The organism is Nocardiopsis sp. iso_237, from assembly GCF_056173345.1.
The window spans coordinates 6,073,420-6,093,345 of record NZ_CM149669.1 but is presented as its reverse complement, the minus strand read 5'-3'; the positions used below and the strand labels follow the sequence as shown (position 1 = coordinate 6,093,345).

Sequence of the window (19,926 nt, the reverse complement as noted above, 5' to 3'; positions counted from 1 at the left end):
CGCTGGGGGTCGTGGCGGACGAACCGGTGCCTGTCGGAGAACGACTGCCAGATGACCGGCTCTGGAACGGCAACGCGGAGAACGCCCGAGAACACGGGCACCGCGATGGCAACCTCACGAACCTAGCACACGGCCTCCGAGCCGACGGGTACCGCGCCCTGTGGGACTGCGCACCATACGACGGAGGGCCCCGCCGTCCGCTCGCGCGGAGGACGGGGCCCTCGGCCGTCGACTAGGAGTCCTTCTCCGTGGCGGCCAGGTCGTCGAACCTCGTGTTCTCGGTGGGTCGCACCCCGGTCAGGTAGCCGGCCCGGGCGATGGCGTTGCCGCCGACCGCCGCCGTGGCCAGCTGGATGAGCAGGGCCAGGCCGATCTTGACCGCGTTCTCCACGGACGGGTAGTGCAGGAGCAGACCGAGCAGCACCAGCGCCGTCCCGAGTCCGCCCGCGATCCCCACCCCGCTGAGCCGGGCGTAGAAGTCCTGGAGGCGGAGCAGACCGACCGCCCCGACCAGGAACACCAGGCCGCCGGCGACCATGCAGGCCACCCCGGCGACGTCCAGCGGGTTCATCGCTTACCTCCGGTGATCAGGCGGGCCAGGGACAGGGCGGCGAGGAAGCCGGTCAGCGCGCACACCAGGACGATGTCCACGACCAGCTCGGTGTCCAGCCGGAAGCCGAGCATGGCGACCAGCCCGACGAAGCCGAAGAAGATGATGTCCGAGGCGGCGCCCCGGTCGGCGGCCGAGGGGCCGGTCAGGATGCGGTAGGCGGCGATGGCCATGGCCAGCACGATTGCGGCCAGGCCGATGTCGATGAGCTGCATCAGTTCCGTTCCCCCTCAACAGGGACGCTCTCCGGCGGGCCCGCCGGGCGGGTGACTCCCAGGACGCGGTCCTCCATGGCGTGGATCTCCTGCTGGAAGGACGCGCGGTCCTCCACGTACAGCCCGTGCACCCACAGGGTGGCGGGTGAGCGGCGCACGGCCACCGTGACCGTCCCCGGTGTCAGGGAGATCAGGTTGGCCAGCAGGGTGAACTCCAGGTCGGTCCGGCAGCGGACCGGGACCTCCACGAAGGCCGGGGTCGCGGAACTGCCCGGGGTGACGATGTCCCACATCACCTGGAGGGAGGTCTTCACGATCTCGGCGCCCGCGTAGAAGGGGAACCAGAGCACTCGCGGTGCCCACATCGGGTGGATCATCGTCCCAGCACCGCCTCGACGTATCCGGAAGTGTCCATGAGCCCGTTCGCGGCCTGTGCGCTGAGGTCGAGCAGGACCTGGGCGCCCAGACCGATGCCCAGGGTCGTGGCTGTCAGGATCAGGCCCGGCACGATCAGCGCCGTCCGGATCCTCGGTGTGGTGCGGGTCGCGGTGGCGACCGCACCGTTGGGGTCGGCCGAGACGGGGGAGACGTCCTCGTCCGGGGCCTTGCCCCAGAACACGCCGCCCCAGATCTTCAGCATCGACATGAGGGTGATCAGGCTGACCGCGATCATCACCGCCATGGCGGTCCACTGGGCGTCGTCCACGGCCGCCACGACCAGGGTGAGCTTGGCGACGAACCCGGAGAACGGCGGCAGTCCGGCCAGGGACAGGGCCGCGCCCATGAACACCAGGGCCAGCAGCGGCTCCCGCTTGGCGATGCCGCCGAGCCGGTCCAGCGCGCCGGTTCCGTAGGTGTGCTCGATCGCGCCCGTCGACAGGAAGAGCGACGCCTTCACGATCATGTGGTGGATCAGGTAGAAGATGCCCGCCATGAGCCCGAGCTCGGTGAACAGGGCGACCCCGAGCAGGATGTACCCGATCTGGCTGATCATGTGGAACACCAGGATCGAGCGGGTGGTGCCCTCACCGACCGCGCCCATCACGCCGATGAGCATGGTGAGGGTGAAGGCCACGACGCCGATCCACAGGAACTTGGCGTCCCCGTCGAAGACCAGCGCGTACAGGCGGTAGATCGCGTAGATCGCCACCTTGGTGTGCAGGCCGGAGAACAGGGCGGTGATCGCCGGGGAGGCGGCCGGGTAGGTGCGGGCCAGCCAGCCGTGCACCGGGACGACCGCGGCCTTGATCGACAGGGCGAGGATGACCACGCCCATGCCGACCGCGACCATCGGGTCGTCCTTCGCGGCCCCGGCCAGCTCGCCCATGTGCACGGTTCCGGCGGCGGCGTAGACCAGCGCCACACCCGCGAGGAAGATCGTGGACGTGAGCAGGTTGACCGTGACGTAGATCCGTCCGGCGCGCAGCCTGCCCATGGCACCGAGCATCGCCAGCAGACCGTACGACGGCAGCAGCATGACCTCGATGAACACGAACATGTTGAAGATGTCGCCGGTGAGCAGCGCACCGGACACACCGGCCGCCAGCACCAGGACCAGCGGGGAGAAGAACGACCGCCGGTCGTCCCCGGTGGCCATCGCGAACGCCGAGCACACCAGTGCCAGGAGCGAGGTGGTCCACAGCATGAGTGCGCTGAAGACGTCGGCCACGAACGGGATGGCGACCCCGTTCTGCCACAGGCCCACGTTGTGGGCGAACACGGCGCCGTCGCGGGTGAGCCAGACGAGACCCGAGGCGCCGAGCAGCGACACCGCGGTGGGCAGGAGCAGCAGGGTCCGGCGCAGCCACAGGGGTCCGCGCAGGACGATCAGCAGTCCGGCGCCGACCAGCGGCACCGCGACGAAGAGAGGCAGCAGCGCCGCGTTCATGAGGCGTCCTCGGTGTCGTCGTCGCTGCCGGAGGCGGCGAGGGTGAGCATGTAGATCGCGATGGAGAAGGCGATCACGATCGCGGTGAGCACGAACGCCTGGGGCAGCGGGTCGGCGGCCGTCGGCGCGGTGCCGAACTGGAGCAGGGGCAGGTCACGGCGGAAAATGCCGCCCGCCGACATGATCAGCAGGTTCACGGCGTGGCCCACCAGGATGAGGCCCAGGACGATACGCACCATGCCGCGCTGGAGCATCAGGTAGACGCCTCCGGCGACCATGACGCCGATGGTGATGGCGAGGGTCATCGCTTGCCTCCCGTGGTGGAGCCGTCCAGGTCGTGTGCGTCGGTGTCCGGGGACACCCCCGTGTCGGACCCGGGCGGGGCCGAACCGTCGGAGCCCGGGCTGCCGCGTTCGAGCCCCAGCTCGTTGAGCGCGGTGAGCAGGACGCCCACGACCGCCAGGTAGACGCCGATGTCGAAGACGAACGCCGTCGTGAAGTGGAAGTAGTCGCCCCAGGCCAGCGGGATCTCCGCGTGCAGCGGCTTGAGGAACGAGCCCTCCAGGTAGCCCAGGAACCCGGAGAACGCGGCCACCAGCACACCGGTGCCGATGATCGCGGGATAGGCCAGGCGGATACGCGCCGCCTTGTCGCTGGCCGCCGAGAGGTAGGTCAGCGCGAAGCCCGCACCGCCGACGAGACCGGCGATGAACCCGCCGCCGGGTTCGTTGTGGCCGCGGAACAGCAGGTACAGCGACCAGATGACCAGGAGCGGCATCAGGAAGCGGCCGACCGTGCGCATCAGCACCGTGTTGTCGGCGGGGTCGTGCGCGGCGTTGGTCGGGCCCACGACCACCTGGCGCGAGGAGTGCACCGGGAGCAGGTCGCTGGACCGGATCACCGCGATGATGATCAGGCCCGCCACACCGAGGACGGTGAGCTCGCCAAGGGTGTCCAGGGCTCGGTAGTCGACCAGGATCGTGTTGACCACGTTGGTGCCGCCGGTGTCCTCCGGGGCGTTGGCCAGGAGGTAGTCGGCCACGGGCGAGAGCTCGCGCCGACCGGTGAGGGCGTAGGCGCCCAGACCGGCGGCCAGACCGGCGCCGATCGCGATCGCGGCGGTCAGGACGGTGCGGCGGCGCCGGACGCTGTGGAAGCGGCGCGGCAGGCGGCGCAGCACCAGCACCGCGACGACCACGGTCAGGATCTCCACCAGCAGCTGGGTGAGGGCCACGTCGAAGGCGCCCAGGAAGAACAGCCACAGGGCGACGGTGAACCCGGCCACGCCGACCAGGGCCAGACCCGCCATCCGGGAGCGGGTGACCACGGCGGCTCCGACGGCCACCACCATCAGGCCCACGAGGAGCCAGTCCAGGCCCAGCGAGGTCTGCCCGGCCGGTGGCGGCAGGTCCAGGCGGAACACCACGGCGACCAGGGCCAGCGCGATGATCAGCACCATCGGCACACCCAGGTGGAAGGCGGGGGAGTCGGTGCGGGTGAGGTCGCCGGTGCGCCTGCCCACCCGGATGACGCCGTCGTACAGGGCCTCGAAGACCCGCACACCGGTCACCGGTACGAGGTCGCGTCCGGCCAGCGCCTCACCGGAACGGCTCCGCCAGGACAGCAGGGCGCCCAGGCCGATCGCCAGCGCGGACATGCCGAGGGCGGCGTTGAACCCGTGCCACAGCAGCAGGTGCGCGTCGGCCGCCTGGTGGGTGGCGTTCAGGGCCACCTCGTTGACCAGCGGGTCCAGGGCCGGGACGGTCAGACCGAGCAGCACACCGCCCAGGGACGCGAGGATCGCCGGGAACCAGAAGCTGGAGCGCGCCTCGGTCGCGGCGCGCTCCTGGGAGTCGCCCCTCGGCTCACCCCCGAACGCCCCGTACACGAACCGGAACGAGTACGCGAAGGTGAACGCTGCCGCGGCGACCGCGACGGCTCCGGCCACCGGGCCGAACCAGGCCGGGCCGGGTGCGTGCAGCAGCGACTCGAAGAGGTTCTCCTTGCTGATGAACCCGAGCAGCGGCGGGATGCCCGCCATGGAGAGCGCGGACAGGGCGGCGACGGTCGCGGTGACCGGCATCCGCCGACGCAGGCCGCCCAGCTGGCGCAGGTCACGGGTGCCGGTCTGGATGTCGACCAGGCCGACCACCATGAACAGCGCCGACTTGAACAGGGCGTGCGCCACGGTGTGGACCGCGGCCGCGACCAGGGCGGCGGGGGTGCCCACACCGATCACCGCCACCAGGAAGCCGAGCTGGCTGACGGTGGAGAAGGCGGCGAGCCTCTTGAGGTCGTGCTGTTGCAGGGCGAAGACCGCGCCGATGACGGCGGTGGTCAGACCCAGGGTGATCAGCAGCGTGTTCCACACCATCAGGTCACCGAAGGCGGGCGTGAAGCGCATGGCCAGGTAGATCCCGGCCTTCACCATCGCCGCCGCGTGCAGGTAGGCGCTGACGGGTGTGCTCGCCGCCATGGCGTCCGGCAGCCAGTAGTGGAACGGGAACTGCGCCGACTTCGTGAACACGGCGACGGCGACCAGGACGGCCACCAGCGACGCGAACCCGGTGTCCTGGGTCCAGGAGGTGTCCGCCAGGATCGCGCTCAGCTGGGTGGTGCCGGTGCGCACGATGAGCAGCACGACCGCCGCGAGCAGCGCGAGGCCGCCCATGGCGGTGAGCAGGAACGTGCGGATCGCCGGGCGGCTGGCCGACACCCCGGACAGGCCGATCAGGTAGAAGGACGCGATCGTGGTGAGCTCCCAGAACACGAAGAGCAGCACCACGTCGTCGGCCAGGACCAGGCCCGTCATCGCCAGGGCGAAGAGGGACATCAGGAAGTAGAAGCCGAGGCGGCGGCCGGGCGGGAAGTACCGGGTCGAGTACGCCATGATCAGCGCGCCGATGCCGGTCACCAGCATGGTGAACAGCCAGCCGAGGCCGTCCATGCGCAGGTGGAGGGAGACCCCGATCTGGGGCATCCAGGGCCGGGAGAACTCCAGCGGGACCCCGGCGCCCAGCACCTGCGGGGCCTGGGCGGCCACGAGCACGGTGAGGCCGAGGAACACGGCGGCGACGGGCCAGCCCGCGTTACGTCCCAGCAGTCTGTCCAGTAAGGGTGTGCTCGCCACGGTCAGTGCGAGCACGATCATCAGAAGCAGCAGCACCACGCCACTGTCCTTTCACGGCGTTGTGCCGCGCGACGGAGGCATGGCGGGCCCAGGGGGCGACCGGTGCGGTACGCGCGGCGACACGGATGGGGAGCGGTTCGGAACGCGTCGGAGGGACGCGGTCAGCCGGGTCCCGGCGGGCAGGAACTGAGTTCGCCGTGCGCGTTGGTGCCCCACGAGGTGGTGTAACCGTTGGTGCCGTGCGGGCGGGGGTTCCCGACCGGGAGCTTGTGGCGCTCACCGAAGCGGCTTCTGCGCAGCGCGCGCGAAGGAATCGCGCTGGTCCTCGTCATTACGGTGTGCTCCGGACATGGGTCGTAGGGACGCCGACCAGTCTTCCCGGCACACCATTGGCGCGTGTGGCGCCGCGCCCATGTTCGTCGATGGTGCCGCATATGTCCAGTTCCGGCCATGTTTCACCAGGGACAGACGGTACCGACGAGCTCGGAGCGCTCCGGTCAATATAGCCCCTGAACAGGTACTATGCCCAGGGCTGTCGAATCGGAGGTCGAAGCCCCGCCCACGGTTGGCCGGACCGGGGGAACGCGCGTAGAGTGCCGGTCAGGTGTGCCGGGAAGACTGGTCGGCGAAGCGCTCATCCCTACCCGAAACCAGGTGCGCCCATGCCGGAGACCACTCCCCACGGAGCTCGTGTCTACCGTTCCGAACTCGCGGAGCGGACCGTCCGAGGATGGTGCAGGGAGCGGCTCGACGAGTACCCCGACCTGGTCTTCCTGCCGGAGATCGCCACGTCGATCGGCCCCACCCGAGCCTTCCGGATGCCCGGTGGGCCCGGAACCCCCGTGGTCGTGCTCAGCGGCACCAACTTCAACAGCGCGCTCAGCGCCTCACCCGCCTCCGACATGACGGAGGAGCGGGACGTCTACCTCGTGGACCTGCCCGGGCAGCCCGGGCTCAGCTGCGGCGTGCGCCCCCGGGGACACCGCGCCGAGGCGTACGGCAGATGGTTCGACGAGGTGCTGCCCGAACTGGTGGACCGCCCGGCGGTGGTGCTCGGCCACTCCCTGGGCGCGGCGGTCGCCCTGGCCTCGAAGCCCCGTGACCTGGTCAAGGGGATGGTCCTGGTGAACCCGGCCGGGCTCACCAACGCGGCGACCCCGCCCGAGCTGATGCGGGTGACCCTGCCCTGGATGATCGGTCCGCGCGACGACAAGAGCACGAGGCTGCTCAACTTCATGAGCGGGCCCGACTTCCGCCGCCCCCTCCACCCGTTCGCGGCGTGGATGACGATGGTCGGCAGGTACTGCCGCACCAGCCTGGCGCCGGGGCCGCTCCCCACCGAGTCCCTGCTGGCCTGGCAGCAGCGGAACGTCACCGTGGCCACCGGTTCGGACGACGTGTTCTTCTCCCCGGCCCGCCTGCACGGCCCGGCCCGCCGGTTCCTGGACACCGATCTGCACGTGCTGGAGAAGGCCGGTCACCTGGCCCCCTACGAGTTCCCCGAGCAGGTCCGCGAACTGGTCCGCCGGGCCGCCTGACCCGGGTGGAACCGTCCCGGTTCGGGGAAGACTCACCGCATGGGATTACGGAACCACATCGTCGGACTGGACGAGATCCGCCGTGACATGGGGACACTCGTGGGAGGCAAGGCGGCCAACCTCGGTGAGATGGCCGCCGCCGGGGAGCGGGTCCCCGCCGGGTTCTGCGTGACCACCGCCGCGTACGCGTCCGGCACGGTCCCCGCCGAGCAGGTCACCCGCGCCTACGAGGCACTGGGCGGGGGCAGGGTCGCGGTGCGCTCCAGCGCGACCGCCGAGGACCTGCCCGACGCCAGCTTCGCCGGACAGCAGGACACCTACCTCGACGTCGAGGGCGCGGACGCCGTCGTGGACGCGGTCCGCCGCTGCTGGGCCTCCCTCGACAACGAACGGGCCGTCGCCTACCGCCGGGCCAACGGGATCGACCGGGCCGACGTGGGCATGGCGGTGGTCGTGCAGCGCATGGTGGACTCCGCCACCGCCGGGGTCATGTTCACCGCCGACCCGCTCACCGGCACCCGTACCCGCACCGTGGTGGACGCGGTGCGCGGTTCGGGCACCGCGGTCGTGGACGGCTCGGTCGAACCCGACCACTACACGGTCGACGACGGGCACGGCCCGAACGAGGACGGGGGCTGCCTCACCCGGGCCCAGGTCGTCGAGCTGGCCGCGACCGGGCGGCGCCTCCAGACGCTCTTCGGCTCCCCGCAGGACGTCGAGTGGTCCCACGACCGCGACGGCACCCTGTGGCTGCTCCAGTCCCGCCCCGTCACCACCCTCTTCCCGCTGCCCCCGCAGGGCCTTCCCGACCTGCCCCGCTTCTACATGGAGACCGGGCACATGCAGGGCATGCTCCGCCCCTTCACCCCGCTCGGCCTCTCCCTGCTCCAGCAGGTGTGGACCCGCTGGTGGTCGGGGGCCGGGGGCGCCGCCGGGACCGCCGACCCCGACCCCGACCCCCTGATGGTCGGCGTCGGTGGTCGGCTGTACGCCGACCTGTCCCCCCTCCTGAGGAGCGCTCCGCTCCGGCGGAGGGTGGCCCGGGGTATGGACGTGTACGGACCCCGGGTGCGCGCGGCGGTGGAGCACGTGCTCGACGACCCGCGCTTCGCCCCCCGCCCCGGGCTGCCGTTCTCCGCGTCCACGGGGCTCAGGGTCGCCGCCACCCTTCTGCCCGCCGCCGTGCTCGGCGTCGGGTACGCCCTGGCCCGGCCCCGCGCGGCCCGGGACCGCGCCCACGCCGCCGTGGCCCGTCTGCGCACCCTGCGCGGCCCGGGAGCCGGGACGAGCCCGGCACGACGGTGGGACTGGATCCACGGACCGGCCTTCGACGCGATGCTCGGCCGGGACCTCATGGCGGTGATCGGCCCGGTCTTCGCCGGGATCGTCACCGGCACGGCCCCGGCGGCCCTGCTCGGCGGCGTCGCCACGAAGGCGGAGACCGACACCGTCCTGGGCGGTCTGGCGCACAACGTCACCACAGAGATGGACCTGGCCCTGTGGCGGGTCGCCGAACGGGCCCGCACCCATGGAGACCTGTTCACCGGCACGCCCCCGGAGGAGCTCTCCGCCCGGTACCTGCGCGGAGAGTTGCCCGACATCGGCTTGGACGCGTTCCTGGACGCCTACGGGCACCGGGCCGCCGCCGAGGTGGACATCGGTGTCCCGCGATGGCGCGAGGACCCCGCGCCCGTGTTCGGGACGGTCGCCAACTACCTCCGGCTCAAGGACCCCGACCAGGCGCCGGACCGCAGGTTCGAGCGGGCCCGGGCCGTCGCCGAGACCAAGCTCGCGGAGCTCGGTTCCCGGGCCGTGCGGAGCCGCCCGGTGCGCGGGACGATCGCCGTCTTCCTCATGCGCCGCTCCCGTGAACTCGCGGGCATGCGCGAGTACGCCAAGTTCGCCTGGCTGGTGCCGTTCGCGGAGATACGCCGCCAACTGCTCCTGGTCGGGGAGGACCTGGCGGACGAGGGACTGCTGGCCGGGGCCGACGACGTCTTCTTCCTGCGTGTGGACGAGGTCCGAGCGGCCGTGGAGGGCGCAGACCAGCGGGAGCTCGTGGCCGGGCGCCGCCGCGTCCACGGACGGGAGCTGCGCCGCCGCACGGTGCCGGGGACCCTCCTGACCGACGGTACCGACGGGGAGGCCACGCTTCCCGCTCCGGCCTCGGAGCGGGGCGGGCTGCCGGGGATGCCGGCCGCGCCGGGCCGGGCCGAGGGGCGTGCCCGCGTGGTCCTCGACCCGGTCGGCGCCCGGATCGAACCCGGCGAGATCCTCGTGGCCCCCACCACCGACCCGGGCTGGACCCCGCTGTTCATGACCGCCGCAGGGCTGGTCTCCGAGACCGGTTCACCGATCGCGCACGGCCCCACGGTCGCCCGCGAGTACGGGATACCGGCGGTGATCTGCGTCCGGAACGCCACCACCGTGATCCGCACCGGGGACCTGCTGCGGGTCGACGGCGCCACGGGGACGGTCGTCGTGGTCGACGGGACGGCGGACCCCGGCGCGGGGTGAGGGACCCGACCGCGTCGGTACTGGAAGATGACGTGGAGTTGGCGCGGCGCCGGGGGTCCGTTAGGGGACCGGTGCCGACCATGGAGGTCGGGCCGGTCGGCCCGACGCACGAGCGCTCAGACGGAGGGACGGCCATGACAGAGCCCGGCTACGAGGACGGGACGGACTTCGAGGACGCCGACCGGGGGTTCGTCGGCGCGCTGGTCCCCGGGGTGGTGCGCGACGACCGGGGCCGGGTGGTGTGGGACGGTGACGCCTTCGGGTTCCTGGAGGGCGAACGCCCCGACTCCGTCCATCCGAGCCTGTGGCGCCAGGCCCGGCTGTGCGCCCGGCAGGGCCTGTACGAGGTCACCGAGGGCGTCTACCAGGTCCGGGGCCTGGACCTGTCGAACATGACGCTGATCGAGGGCGAACGCGGTGTGGTGGTCGTCGACCCGCTCGTCTCGGCGGAGACCGCCGCGGCCGCCCTGGCCCTGTACCGGGAGCACCGGGGCGAGCGGCCCGTGACGGGACTGCTCTACACGCACTCGCACCTCGACCACTTCGGCGGCGCCCTCGGGGTGATCGACCCGGAGCGGGACGACGTGCCCATCCTTGCGCCCGAGGGCTTCCTGGAGCACTCCGTGGTGGAGAACGTGTACGCGGGCCCCGCCATGCTGCGGCGCGGCATGTACTACTCGGGCGCCAACCTGGGGGTCGGGCCCGACGGGGCCGTCGGCATGGGGTTGGGGGCGGCGGTCTCCACGGGCACGCCCAGCCTGGTGCCGCCCACTGTGGACGTCACCCGCACCGGCCAGGAGGAGGTGGTGGACGGGGTCCGGTTCGTCTTCCAGATGACGCCCGGGACCGAGGCGCCCTCGGAGATGAACTTCCTGCTGCCCGACCACAGGGCCCTGTGCATGGCGGAGAACGCCACCCACACCATGCACAACATCCTCACCCTGCGCGGCGCGGTGGTGCGCGACGCCCGTGTGTGGTCCCGCTACCTCAACGAGGCCGTCCAGCTGTACGCGGACCGGGCGGACGTGCTGTTCGCCTCCCACCACTGGCCGACCTGGGGCCACGACCGGATCGTGGGATACCTGTCCGAGCAGCGCGACCTGTACGCGTTCATGCACGACCAGACCCTGCGCCTGCTCAACCGGGGACTCACCGGCCCGGAGATCGCGGAGGAACTGCGGTTGCCGGAGGGGCTGGAACGGGCCTGGAGCACCCGTGGCTACTACGGTTCGCTCTCCCACAACGTGAAGGCGATCTACCAGCGCTACCTGGGCTGGTACGACGGCAACCCCGCCTCGCTCTGGGAGCACCCGCCGGTGGAGAGCGCCCGCCGGTACGTGGACACCATCGGGGGCACGGACACCGTGGTGGCCAGGGCCCGCGCGTACGCGGACGACGGGGACCCGCGGTTCGCCGCCCAGCTGCTGCGGCACGCGGTGTTCGCGGACCCGTCGCACACCGGGGCGAGGGAGCTCCTGGCCTCGGTGTTCCAGCGGCTCGGGGAGGGCGCCGAGAACGCGACCTGGCGCAACTGCTACCTGACCGGCGCGAGCGAGCTGCGCGAGGGCGTGGTGCACACCGGCCTCGGGTCGTCGAGCATGGCCGCCATGCTCACCGTCACCCAGCTCTTCGACACGGTCTCCATCCGGGTGGACGGCCACCGTGCCGCCGCGCTGTCCGTGGTCATCGACTGGACCCTGACCGACCTGGGGGAGTCGTACCGGACCCGGGTGTCCAACGGGGTCTTCGTCCACTGGCCCACCGAGGGGGAGGGCGACGGGGACGCGGACCTGACCCTGCGCCTGACCAAACCCCGGCTCCTGGCCCTGCTCGCGCACGGGGACACGGAGGGGATCGACCACGACGGGGACCTGGACGCGGTCCGGCGGGTCATGGAGGTGCTGGACCGGCCCGACCCCGACTTCGCGATCGTCACCCCCTGACCTCGTCGGGCCACGCGAGGACACCCGGACACGACGTTCCGGGGGAGGGCGGCGCCGGTCCGGGCCGCCCTCCCCCGTGTGCGGTCAGACCCCGGAGTCGGTCGTACGGGCCAGGTGGCGGTCCTCCACGTCCGAGATCCGGTGGGCGAAGGACACCGCGACGATCGAGACCACGGCGGTGAGGCTCAGGTACACGGCGATCGGCACCCACGAGTCGTCGAACCGGGACAGCAGCCAGGTCGCGATCAGCGGCGCGGTGCCGCCCGCGAGCGCCGCGCCGATCTGGTAGCCGAGGGTCACCCCCGTGTAGCGCACGCGCGTGGAGAAGATCTCCGAGCTCAGGGTGCCGATGGTGGCGGTCACGGGCGCCCACAGGACACCCAGGCCGATCACGGTGGCCAGGATCAGCATGAGGTTGCTGCCGGTCCCCAGCATCAGGAAGTACGGGGCGGTGAACAGGCCCAGGGCGGCGGCGCCGACCAGGTAGACGCGCTGGCGGCCGAACGTGTCGGAGAGCCGTCCCGCGAGCGGGATGCACACGGTCGCCACGACCGCGCCGATGGTCACCGCGTTGAGCGCGGTCGTGTTGTCGAAGCTCAGGGTCCCGGTCGCGTAGCTGACCACGAAGGTGCCGAAGACGTAGAAGGGCGCGGTCTCCACGATCTTCGCGCCCACGGCGACGAGCACCGCCCGCCAGTGGTGGCGGAAGGTCTCCGCGACGGGCAGCTTGGCGACGTTCCCCTCCTCCTTGGCCTGGCGGAAGGTGGGGGTCTCGTCGATCCCGGAACGGATCCACAGACCCAGCAGCACCAGGAGGACGCTGGCCACGAACGGGACCCGCCAGCCCCAGGTCTCGAACTGGTCGTCCGGCATCAGCGACATGAGGGTCAGCGCGAGGCTGGCCAGCAGCATCCCGGAGGTGATGCCCATCTGCGGCACGGATCCGAAGAAGCCGCGACGGTTCTCCGGGGCGTACTCGTAGGCGAGCAGCAGCGCCCCGCCCCACTCCCCGCCGATGCCCAGGCCCTGCACGATCCGCAGGAACACCAGGAGGACCGGCGCGAGGATCCCGATGCTGTCGTAGGTGGGCAGCAGCCCGATGAGCATCGTCGCGCCGCCCATGAGCGACAGCGTGATGATCAGCGTCTTCTTCCGGCCGATCCGGTCACCGATGTGCGAGAACAGGACGCCGCCGAGCGGTCGGATGAAGAACGTCAGCGAGAAGGTCAGGTACGACAGCATCAACGAGACGAGCGGGTCGTCCGAGGGGAAGAAGAGCTTGTTGAAGACGAGGGCGGCGGCCGTGCCGTAGAGGAAGAAGTCGAACCACTCGATCGTGCTTCCGGTCAGACTGGCCACCAGGACCTTGGCCCTGGGTGGGCGGGCCTGCGCGTCGGACGCGCTCGTGCTCTCGGGACTCATGGACGGGGCTCCAGACGGGGACGGGTTCCACGGGCGGAAGGCAGAGCCCGTGAGTACGGCCTGGAGCCTAGGAGCGGGTGGCGCCCGTCACCGTTGTCCGAACCGACGACAAGCCGGGCGGGGCGGTGTCGGCCGCGACAACGCGGCCTCGCACGGGGATCACCGCAGGTCGGCCGTGATCTCGGGGAGACCTGAGGGCGGCCGGACCGCGACCCGTCGCCCCGGTCACACCCGCAGGCTGACCGACGCCAGGAGCCGCTGGTCGGCGTCGTCCAGGTCGAGCCCGGTGAGCGCGCAGATCCGCCGGATGCGGTGGCGGAGGGTGTTGGGGTGGACGTGCAGTCCGGTCGCCGCACTGGTCACGTCACCGAAGGCGTCCAGGTAGGCCGCGAGGGACCTGCGCTGCTCGTCGTCGAGGGAGTCCAGCCGCTCGTCGCGCAGGTGGGGGCGTTCCGCGAGGTACTCGACCACCTCACGCAGCACCACCGAGGAACGCGTCTCCTCGTAGTCGGCGACCAGCCGGCCGGGGTCGTCCGCGATGACCTCCAGGACCCGGCTCGCGTGCTTCTTCAGCGCGGGCACCCCGCGCATCCGGGGCGCCACCCCCGCCACGGAGCCCTGCACCGGGGTGCCGTGGTGCTGGCGCAGCATCCCCACCAGCTCCCGGACCCACGCGAGGGGCGCCTGCCCGGAGGGCGTGGGCAGCAGGACGTAGAGGAGGCCGCAGGCCGGGATGACCAGCGCGTTCCTGCGGTAGGCCGCCGCGTACACCGAGACCACCTCGGCGGCCTGGTGCAGCCGCCACGGCTGGTCCACCTCCTCCTCCCGCAGGGCCAGGGCGATCACCGAGACAGGAGTGGCGGGGTCCACGCCCAGGTGCCGGGCGAGCGCGTCGGTGTCGAAGGCGCCGGTCAGCAGCCCCATGGACAGTTCTCCGGTGTCGTGGCCGGTGGCGCGGGCCCCGCTGTTCACGCGTGACACGTGGACGGCGGCCAGGCGAGCCGCGCCCCGGAGCACCTGGTCGCTGGTGGGAGACAGGGGACGGTCGGCCTGCTGCACCCAGATGCTGCCGAGGGGCCGCTCCCCGGCCCGGATGCCCACCACCCTCCTGCGGGAGGCGCCGAGGTCGGGGCGTTCCGCGACCTCGACGACCTCACCGGCGCGGATGCGCTCGTCCACGCCCCACGCGCGCAGGTGCGCGATGAAGGACGCCGGGCAGTCGCGGCCGAGGATGGTCTGCTGGCGCAGCTCGTCGGCGCCCTCGTGGGAGGCCGAGTAGGCCAGCACCCGGTTCGCGCCGTCCTCGATGCTGACGATCCCGCCGGTCAGCGTCGCGACGGTCTGGGCGAGGGAGAACAGGTCCCGGTGCCGGTCCTCGGGGTCGAAGGAGTCCAGCGCGGTCCGGGCGAGGGCCGCGAACTCCGCGGCGGCCAGGGCGGGGTCCACGGAGAGCACGGCGAGGTCGAGGTCGCGCAGCCCGTCGTCGGGCGTCCCGGGTACGGCGACGGCGCTCGCCCCGCCCCGCACGGCCCGCCGGGCGAGGGCGACGGCCTCGGCGCCACCGGCCGGGGCGACGACCAGGGACCCCGGGGGCACCGGGTCGTCGGGGTGGGCCACCACCACGGAGTGCACCAGGGCGTCCAGCCCCCGGGGCGCCGAGACCAGTCCGTGGACCGGGCCCTCCAACGCCTCCATCAGGGACTTCACGGTCGGTCCTGGTCTGCTCACGATCATCACCTGTCGGGTCCGGGTGGGTTTCGGACCATTGTGCGCCTCCGCCGGACCTGGTCTGACCAGGCCCCCGCCCGGATCGGGCCCGGTCGGCCTACGCGTCCAGCAGCTGGGTGACCGTGTGCTCCCCGATGGCACCCAGCAGCGGGTGCTCCGGGGCGCTGGCGCACAGCAGGGTGGAGTACAGGAGCGCCCAGGCGCGGGCGCGGTCCCAGGTGGGGGAGTCGATCCCCCGGCGGCGGTCCAGGCGGGCGCGCAGACGGGCGCGGTCCTCGGGGCCGAAGGCCAGCCAGGCGGCGGCGAGGTCCGAGGCGGGGTCGCCGGAGGTGAGGTCACCGAAGTCCAGGACCGCGACGAGGTCGAGGCGGCCCCGCTCACGGGTGCGGTCGACCGAGCCGACCAGGAGGTTGGCGGGGTGCGGGTCCCCGTGCAGCCAGAGCGCCGGACCGGCCCACTCGGGGGTCGGGAGCAGCTCCTCCCACAGGGCGAGCAGTTCCGGGGCGCGCAGGTCGGGGCTGGCGGCCAGGCGTTCGCGCACCCGGGCGTCGCGCTCGCGCAGGGGCACCCCCCGGACCGGGTTGCGGGGAGCGTCGACCGGAGCGGGCACGTGCAGCCGGGACAGGAACAGAGCGAGGGGTTCGACCAGGTCGGAGCGTTCGTCCACCGGGACCTCGGCGGCGGTGCGGCCCTCGAACCACGGGACGACCGACCAGTGCCAGGGGTAGCCGTGCCCGGGTCGGCCCACCCGCACGGGCACCGGGACGGGGACGCCCACGCGCCCCGCGATCCCGGGCAGCCAGCGCTGTTCGTTCAGGACCAGCGCGGCGGCCGCCTCCCGCCGAGGCATGCGCACGCACAGGTGCTCCCCCAGGCTGAGGAGGGTGTTGTCCCAACCGTGGGAGACGGGGGCGACCGGCAGATCCGCGAGGTCGGGGTGCTGCTCCCGCAGGAGCCGGCGGACGAGGTCGGGGGTGACGGTCACTTCGGCCGGAGGGGTGCTCACCACCCCAGTATCCCGGGATCAGTAGTAGACGGCGAGCGGTCCGTTCGGGCCGTCGACGACGGTCACCGGGGTGTCGAACACCCGGGTGAGGACGTCGTCGGTCATGATCTCCGCCGGGGTGCCGAACTCGACGACCGCCCCGTCCTTGACCGCGCAGATGTGGTCCGCGTAGTGGCCCGCGAAGTTGATGTCGTGCAGCACGATCACGATCGTCCGGTCGAGCTCGGCCGCGGCCCGGCTCAGGTGCTTCATCATCTGCACCGAGTGGCGCATGTCGAGGTTGTTCAGCGGCTCGTCGAGCAGCACGTACTCGGTGTCCTGGCACAGCACCATCGCCACGTACGCGCGCTGGCGCTGGCCGCCCGACAGCTGGTCGAGGTAGCGGCCCTCCAGCTCGGTGAGGTCCAGGAAGTCGATCGCGCGGCTGACCACCTCCTCGTCGGCCACCGTCAGCCGCCCCCTGGAGTGGGGGAAGCGGCCGAAGGCGACGAGCTGGCGCACCGTCAGCCGGGTGATGAAGTGGTTCTCCTGGCGCAGTACCGAGACGACCTTGGCCAGGTCCTTGGAGGGCGTCCTCGCGACGTCGTACCCGGCGATCTCGATGGTGCCGGCGTCGAGGCCGAGCAGCCGCCCCACCATGGTGAGGAGGGTGGACTTCCCGGCGCCGTTCGGGCCGACCAGGGCGGTCACACCGCCCCGGGGGATCTCCAGGTCCACGGGGCCGATCGTGACCTCGCCGCCGTAGTCCTTGCGCACGCCTTCGAGGGTGATCACAGCCGGCCCTTTCTGAGGATGACGAACAGGAACACCAGGCCGCCGACGAACTCGATGATGATCGAGACCACCCCGTTGGCGTAGAAGACGTTCCGCATGACGAAGTAGGCGCCGCTGAGCACGACGAAGCAGGTCAGCGCGGCGACCGGGAACACGTACCGGTGGTCGTGCGTGTCGGCGAACTGGTAGGCCAGGGTCGCGACGAGGAAGCCGAGGAAGGTCATCGGGCCCACGAGGGCGGTGGAGACCGCCATGAGCACCGACACCAGGAAGAGCACCCGCATGGTCTCGCGCCGGTGGTTCAGGCCCAGCCCGGTGCAGGCGTCCCGGCCCAGCGCCACGATGTTCAGGCGCCGCGAACCCAGCACCAGCAGGGTCGCGGCCACCAGGCACAGCGGGATCGCCACGGGCAGGTACGAGGCGTCGGCGTTGGAGACGTTGCCGAACAGCCGCGCGGCCAGCACGTCGAACTCGCTGGGGGTGAGCAGGCGCTGCATGAACGTGGAGACCGACGCGAGGCCGCCGCCGATGATGATGCCGATGAGCAGCATCACCTGGAGGTTGCCGTAGCGGCCGGACAGCAGCCAGCCGTACAGCAGCATGGCGAACCCGACCATCAGCGCGATCTGGAGCAGGAACTGCGGGAGGCCCGCGACGGCGAGGACGCCCGCGACGCCCAGGAAGTACACCGCCGAGGTCTGGACGGCGACGTAGAGCGCCTCGAACCCCATGATCGACGGGGTGATGATGCGGTTGTTGGTCACGGTCTGGAAGCTCACCGTGGCGATGGCCTGGCAGATCGCCACCACGGCCATGACCACCACGTTGGTGGCCCGCAGCTCCGCGATGCGCCAGAACCCGTCCGAGCCCACCGGCATCGGGTTGTCCCAGGCCAGCAGTCCGAAGGCGAAGCCGACCGCGAGGACCACGAGGACCGAGACGACGATCCGGTAGCGGAGGCGGGCGCGCGGTGTGGGCAGGGTCCGGGAGGTCCGCGCCCGGGGAACGGTCGACTCAGCCACGGCGGCGCTGCCTCAACAGGAGAAGGATGAACACCACGGCGCCGACGACGCCGAGGATGAGGGACACGGGAACCTCGAAGGGCATGACGATGGTCCGGCCGACCAGGTCGCACACCGTGACGATGCCGACTCCGAGCAGGCACACCCACGGCAGGTTCCCGCGCAGGTCGTCGCCGCGGAACATCGAGACGATGTTGGGGACGATGAGCCCGAGGAACGGCAGGTTGCCCACCACCACGGTCACCACGCCGGTCGCCACCGCGATGAGGGTGGTGCCGAGCAGGATGACCCGGTTGTAGTTCAGGCCGACGTTGGTGGAGACCTCCTCGCCCAGACCGGCGACGGTGAACCGGTCCGCGACGACGAACACCGCGACGGCCACGACGGCCACGATCCACAGCGGTTCGTACTGTCCGCGCAGGACCGAGGTGAAACTGCCCGCGAACCACACGCCGAGGTTCTGGAGCATGTCGGTCTGGAGCGCGACGAAGGTCGACACCGAACTGACGACGGCACCGAGCATGATGCCCACGATCGGGACGATCAGGGAGGAGCGCAGGGTGACGCGGCGCAGGAAGAGGAAGAACACCATCGTGCCGACGAACGCCGCGAGGATCGCCCCGGCCATGCGGGTGCCGATGCTCGCGCCCGGCATCAGGATCATCACCGTGAGCAGGCCGAGGCCCGCCCACTCGGTGGTCCCGGTGGTGGTCGGCTCGACGAAGCGGTTCTGGGTCAGCAGCTGCATGACCAGTCCGGACATGGCCATGGCGGCGCCCGCGAGGACGAGGGCGACGGTGCGCGGGATCCGGGTGATCGCGAACATCTCGCCGCCGTCGTCGGCGCCTCGGATGTCGTACACACCGGTGGCCAGGGACAGCGCGAGGAGGGCGCCCACGACGGCGACGCCGATGAGCAGCTTCCAGTCGAACAGCCGCCCCTTGTGCCGGGTGCGCGACGGGGACGGGGTCGCGGGTGTCACGTCCGGGCACCCCCGGTGCGGGGGCACGCGCCGACGTACCCGGTGGCGTCGGCGCGTGCTCCGGGGTCGAGCGTGATCAAGCCCGGGCCTCCAGGGCGTCCGCGAACGCGTTGAAGAACTCGGTGTAGGTCTGGATGCCCTCGTTGGTGTAGGTGTCCACGGGCATGTGGACGATCTGCTCGTCCTTCACGGCGGACACGCCGGAGAGCGCCTCGGAGCTCGACAGGATGTTCTCGGCGGTCTCGTACCCGGCCTCGTCGGCGGCGACGGCGGCGTCGCGGTCCATCACGAGGATCCAGTCGGGGTTGGAGTCGGCGATGGCCTCGACGGAGATGTCGTCGCCCTGGTGGTCGTCGCTGGCGCCGTCGACCTCCAGTGCGGGGGTGAGTCCGAGGATGTCGAAGGCCGGGCCGAGGGTGCGGCCGACGCTGGGAGCCAGGTAGCCGATCTCGCCGCCGGAGGTGGTGACGGCCATGACGGTCAGGTCCTCGTCGTAGGCCGCCTGGACGCGCTCGACGGCGGCGTCGAAGTCGTCCGTGAGCTGGGCGGCCTCGTCCTGCTTGTCGAAGACCTCGCCGAGCACGGTGACCTGGCGCTTGAGCTCGGCGTCGAAGGGCTCGCCCTCGCGCGGGTCGAGGTCCAGGACGGCGGCGTCGGGGACCAGGGAGGTGATGTCGTCCTGGTACTGGGTGAAGCGCTGGCCGTTGACGACGAGGTCCGGCTCGGCGGCGACGATCGCTTCGAGGTCGGGCTCGTTGTGCGTGCCGATGTCGATGATCGAGTCGTCCTGCGTGTAGCCGATGGTGTCGGGCATGAGCGACACGGCGGCGGCGGACAGCTCGACGTCCCAGTCGGAGAGGGTCTCGAAGGTCCGGTTGTCGAGGGCGACCACGGACGCGGCGGGGGAGTTCACCGTCTGCGTGCCGTTGTTGTCCTCGATCTCGACCGTGGCGCCCCCGGCGGAGGAGTCGTCGGTGTCCGGGGTCTCGGTGGAGCAGCCCGCGATGACCAGGGACGACGCGAGAATGAGTGAGAGCGCCGTGACGGGACGGCCGGGGGACTTCATGGTGGTTCTCCTCCAGGTCTAGGGATGAAGGAGAGCCTAACCTAACCTTTATTTTGGAATGTACTCGGGTGTCCCTTTTGAGAGG

Annotated in this window: 17 protein-coding genes; 3 read left to right on the top strand and 14 right to left on the bottom strand. The window is 71.5% G+C overall.

The genetic code is table 11. The annotated features are described in order from the left end of the window. Positions 1-232 precede the first annotated feature (232 nt). The 7 genes from mnhG to AC0VYM_RS27405 all read right to left on the bottom strand — a co-directional run bounded on the left by mnhG (position 233) and on the right by AC0VYM_RS27405 (position 6,175). Positions 233-571: a monovalent cation/H(+) antiporter subunit G gene (mnhG, locus tag AC0VYM_RS27435; RefSeq protein ID WP_475456922.1), complete on the bottom strand. Its 339-nt coding sequence runs from the start codon at positions 569-571 to the stop codon at positions 233-235. After that, positions 568-825 carry an MrpF/PhaF family protein gene (locus AC0VYM_RS27430; RefSeq protein WP_475456920.1) on the bottom strand — a complete coding sequence of 86 codons (258 nt, stop codon included), beginning with the start codon at positions 823-825 and terminating at the stop codon, positions 568-570. Before AC0VYM_RS27430 ends, mnhG begins: the two co-directional genes overlap by 4 nt. Continuing rightward, positions 825-1,202 carry a Na+/H+ antiporter subunit E gene (locus AC0VYM_RS27425; RefSeq protein WP_475456918.1) on the bottom strand — a complete coding sequence of 126 codons (378 nt, stop codon included), beginning with the start codon at positions 1,200-1,202 and terminating at the stop codon, positions 825-827. Before AC0VYM_RS27425 ends, AC0VYM_RS27430 begins: the two co-directional genes overlap by 1 nt. Next, the gene (locus AC0VYM_RS27420; protein ID WP_475456916.1) at positions 1,199-2,713 is read right to left on the bottom strand and encodes a monovalent cation/H+ antiporter subunit D family protein; all 1,515 of its coding nucleotides are present in this window, start codon (positions 2,711-2,713) and stop codon (positions 1,199-1,201) included. Before AC0VYM_RS27420 ends, AC0VYM_RS27425 begins: the two co-directional genes overlap by 4 nt. Then, entirely contained in the window at positions 2,710-3,018 is a 309-nt protein-coding gene (locus tag AC0VYM_RS27415) for a sodium:proton antiporter (RefSeq protein ID WP_475456914.1), read from the bottom strand. Before AC0VYM_RS27415 ends, AC0VYM_RS27420 begins: the two co-directional genes overlap by 4 nt. Further along, a complete protein-coding gene (locus AC0VYM_RS27410) occupies positions 3,015-5,882 on the bottom strand; it encodes a DUF4040 family protein (RefSeq protein WP_475456912.1) in 2,868 nt (955 codons plus the stop codon). The genes AC0VYM_RS27415 and AC0VYM_RS27410 overlap by 4 nt, the downstream gene beginning before the upstream one ends. A gap of 122 nt (positions 5,883-6,004) precedes the next feature. After that, positions 6,005-6,175: a hypothetical protein gene (locus tag AC0VYM_RS27405; RefSeq protein ID WP_475456910.1), complete on the bottom strand. Its 171-nt coding sequence runs from the start codon at positions 6,173-6,175 to the stop codon at positions 6,005-6,007. Between the two features lie 330 nt (positions 6,176-6,505). On the opposite strand from AC0VYM_RS27405, the gene AC0VYM_RS27400 reads away from it, so the two are divergent. The 3 genes from AC0VYM_RS27400 (at position 6,506) to AC0VYM_RS27390 (ending at position 11,841) form a co-directional block, all read left to right on the top strand. Further along, on the top strand, positions 6,506-7,381 hold the full coding sequence (locus tag AC0VYM_RS27400; protein WP_475456909.1) for an alpha/beta fold hydrolase: 876 nt from the start codon (positions 6,506-6,508) through the stop codon (positions 7,379-7,381). Positions 7,382-7,420: 39 nt separating this feature from the next. Beyond that, entirely contained in the window at positions 7,421-9,898 is a 2,478-nt protein-coding gene (locus AC0VYM_RS27395; protein WP_475456907.1) for a PEP/pyruvate-binding domain-containing protein, read from the top strand. 134 nt (positions 9,899-10,032) lie between these two features. Further along, entirely contained in the window at positions 10,033-11,841 is a 1,809-nt protein-coding gene (locus AC0VYM_RS27390) for an alkyl/aryl-sulfatase (RefSeq protein WP_475456905.1), read from the top strand. An 84-nt stretch (positions 11,842-11,925) separates the two neighbouring features. Here AC0VYM_RS27390 and AC0VYM_RS27385 read toward each other — a convergent pair whose 3' ends face one another. The 7 genes from AC0VYM_RS27385 to AC0VYM_RS27355 form a co-directional block, all read right to left on the bottom strand. Next, positions 11,926-13,263 carry an MFS transporter gene (locus AC0VYM_RS27385; RefSeq protein ID WP_475456903.1) on the bottom strand — a complete coding sequence of 446 codons (1,338 nt, stop codon included), beginning with the start codon at positions 13,261-13,263 and terminating at the stop codon, positions 11,926-11,928. Between the two features lie 225 nt (positions 13,264-13,488). Beyond that, positions 13,489-14,991 (bottom strand): PucR family transcriptional regulator, encoded by a 1,503-nt coding sequence (locus AC0VYM_RS27380; RefSeq protein WP_475456901.1) that lies wholly within the window; start codon positions 14,989-14,991, stop codon positions 13,489-13,491. Between the two features lie 97 nt (positions 14,992-15,088). Next, positions 15,089-15,997, bottom strand: a complete 909-nt coding sequence (locus AC0VYM_RS27375) for a phosphotransferase (protein WP_475456899.1) — start codon at positions 15,995-15,997, stop codon at positions 15,089-15,091. Positions 15,998-16,015: 18 nt separating this feature from the next. Then, complete coding sequence (locus AC0VYM_RS27370; RefSeq protein ID WP_475456897.1) at positions 16,016-16,771, bottom strand: iron ABC transporter ATP-binding protein; 756 nt, start codon at positions 16,769-16,771, stop codon at positions 16,016-16,018. Next, positions 16,768-17,793, bottom strand: a complete 1,026-nt coding sequence (locus AC0VYM_RS27365; RefSeq protein WP_475456895.1) for an iron chelate uptake ABC transporter family permease subunit — start codon at positions 17,791-17,793, stop codon at positions 16,768-16,770. The genes AC0VYM_RS27370 and AC0VYM_RS27365 overlap by 4 nt, the downstream gene beginning before the upstream one ends. Then, positions 17,786-18,775: an ABC transporter permease gene (locus AC0VYM_RS27360; protein ID WP_475456893.1), complete on the bottom strand. Its 990-nt coding sequence runs from the start codon at positions 18,773-18,775 to the stop codon at positions 17,786-17,788. The genes AC0VYM_RS27365 and AC0VYM_RS27360 overlap by 8 nt, the downstream gene beginning before the upstream one ends. A 76-nt stretch (positions 18,776-18,851) precedes the next feature. Next, positions 18,852-19,841, bottom strand: a complete 990-nt coding sequence (locus AC0VYM_RS27355) for a siderophore ABC transporter substrate-binding protein (protein ID WP_475456891.1) — start codon at positions 19,839-19,841, stop codon at positions 18,852-18,854. Positions 19,842-19,926: the final 85 nt, after the last annotated feature.